This is a genomic window from Pseudomonas sp. P5_B2 (assembly GCF_056400445.1).
The window spans coordinates 1-2423 of record NZ_JBFULH010000600.1 but is presented as its reverse complement, the minus strand read 5'-3'; the positions used below and the strand labels follow the sequence as shown (position 1 = coordinate 2423).

Annotated in this window: 3 protein-coding genes; all 3 read left to right on the top strand. The window is 54.8% G+C overall.

The window, feature by feature from the left end; genetic code table 11:
* Positions 1–669, top strand: a 669-nt coding sequence (locus AC1DRJ_RS24525; RefSeq protein WP_477804437.1) for a pyridoxal-phosphate dependent enzyme, incomplete at its 5' end; no start/stop codon positions are given.
* On the top strand, positions 666–1613 hold the full coding sequence (locus AC1DRJ_RS24520) for an ornithine cyclodeaminase family protein (RefSeq protein WP_477804436.1): 948 nt from the start codon (positions 666–668) through the stop codon (positions 1611–1613). The genes AC1DRJ_RS24525 and AC1DRJ_RS24520, both read left to right, overlap by 4 nt.
* A 73-nt stretch (positions 1614–1686) precedes the next feature.
* The coding region (locus AC1DRJ_RS24515) for an ABC transporter substrate-binding protein (RefSeq protein WP_477804438.1) at positions 1687–2423 on the top strand (737 nt) is incomplete at its 3' end.

Genomic DNA, 2423 nt, shown 5'->3' with positions numbered 1-2423 from the left:
GTCTATACCACTACCTCTGCCTCCGCCTACAAGTTGGATGCCATCCGTGCTCTTGGCGCTGAAGTCGTCAGCCTCGATCTCGACCCGTTGAGCGTTGAATTGGAAGCAGCACGCCAAGCTGCCATTCAGGGTAAACCTTTCGTTTCTCCATACAACGATCCAGAAATCATCGCCGGCCAAGGCACGATCGGAGTCGAGTTGTTCGAACAAGCTCCTGACCTTGACGCTGTGTTCGTGGCGGTAGGTGGTGGCGGGATGGTTTCCGGTATTGGCGCTGCTCTGCGAGCCCTCAATCCGAACATCGAGATCATCGGTTGCTGGCCAGCTAATGCACCGACCATGCAACGTTCTCTCGAAGCCGGCGAGATTATCGAGATGAACGAGGATGACACCATCTCTGACGGCACTGCCGGTGGTATCGAACCAGGCARCATTACTTTCCCACTCTGCCAAACCTTGTTGTCCCGCACCGTGCTGGTTAGCGAGGAAGAAATCAAAGCAGCAATGCGCGATGTCGCAAGCTGTGAGCGCTGGATCATCGAAGGTGCCGCAGGCGTCGCGGTGGCCAGCATGAATAAACTGGCGAAGGAATACCGTGGCAAACGTGTTGCGGTGGTCATTTGCGGTCGCAACATCCTCCTCGAAAAATTCCTCGGAGCCGTTAAATGAAAGTCTTCAACAAACAACAGATCATTTCCCAACTCGACTTGAATCTGGCCGTAAAACGCTTGGAGGAAGGCTTCATAGCTTTCTCCAACGGCGAGGTACAAGTACCACCAGTCCAAGCATTTTCGTTTGTCGAGGCCAACGGTGATTGCTGCGTTAAGTCTGCCTACGTTAAAGGCAGCGATACCTTCACTGTGAAGATTTCCACGGGCTTTTACGACAACCCAGCCAAAGGCTTGGAGAGCAACGATGGACTGATGATGGTGCTGTCCGCGACTACCGGACAGCCTCTCGCTTTGTTGCAGGACGAAGGTTGGCTGACTTGCATCCGCACAGCGCTCGCCGGGCAAATTGCTGCGCGTCTGTTGGCTCCACGCGAGGTGAAGGCAATCGGTATCGTGGGAGCTGGCATGCAGGCACGGATGCATTTGGAGCAGCTCCATTCTGTTACCGACTGTCGCAAGGTTGTGGTGTGGGGCCGTGATGATGCTGAGCTTGAGGCCTATAAGACGTTCGCAGAAGCGCTGGGTTATGAGGTGCAAACCACTCTCAACCCCGAGGATGTCGCACGTTCCGCAAACCTAATCATCTGCGTCACGCCATCGCGCGAGCCTCTACTTAAGAGCGAGTGGGTTCAACCAGGGACCCATATCACAGCGGTAGGTGCTGATGCCCCTGGCAAGCAAGAGCTGGATGCGGCTCTAGTCGCCCGGGCTGATCGCATCATTGTGGACTCCATCTATCAGTGCAGTCAGTACGGGGAGATCTCGCACGCACTGAAGGCAGGCCTGATTCGGGACGATCAGTTGGCTGAGCTTGGCGCATTGCTGGCCGGCCGTGTGAAAGGACGTGAAAGCGATGATCAGATCACATTGGTCGACCTGACTGGTGTCGCTGTACAGGATGCACAGATCTCCAGTTGTGCTCTGGCATCCATGAACGGTTGATCCCTTCGTTTTACCCAACTCGCGCGTGCCCAACCGGAGCGCGCGAGATTATCCTCGGAGCGAAATCATGAAAATAAAAAAGCTTTCCGTTCTGCTCTCCAGCTCAGCGCTTGCCCTTCTAATAGCCTCTCACGCCTGTGCGGCGGATAGCCTACGAATTGGTATTGAGGCTGCCTACCCGCCCTTCGCTTCAAAAACAGATAAAGGAGAAATTGTCGGGTTTGATTACGACATTGGAAACGCCTTGTGTGCGCAGATGCAGGTCAAGTGCCAGTGGGTGGAGCAGGAATTCGATGGGTTGATCCCTTCACTGAAGGTGAAGAAGGTGGATGCGATCATTTCCTCCTTGACCATTAGTGAGGAGCGGAAGAAATCAGTCGACTTCACCAATCGCTACTATCAATCAGCCGGCCGCTTGGTGATGCGTGAGGGCAGCAACTTGGGTACCAACTTTTCGGGATTGTCGGGTAAGCGAGTTGGGGTTCAACGTGCGGGGATCCATGACCGCTTTGCCACGGAAGTTCTCGCTCCCTTAGGTGCCCAGGTTGTCCGCTACGCGTCGCTCAATGAAGCCTATCTGGATTTGATTGCCGGCCGACTCGAAGCTGTTCAGGGAGACGATGTCGCGATTCAAATGGGATTCCTCGACACACCCAACGGTAAAGGCTACGCATTTGCGGGCGAACCGCTGAGAGACCCAAAGTACTTCGGTGATGGTGTGGGGATTGCAGTGCGTAAAGGCGACAAAGCCCTGGCTGAGCGATTCAACAGTGCCTTGGCAGTCATCCGGGCAAACGGTGTGTACAAGGA

Excerpts from the sequence above, each read along its gene's own strand:
- AC1DRJ_RS24520 (WP_477804436.1), top strand. The coding sequence starts at position 666 with ATGAAAGTCTTCAACAAACAACAGATCATTTCCCAACTCGACTTGAAT.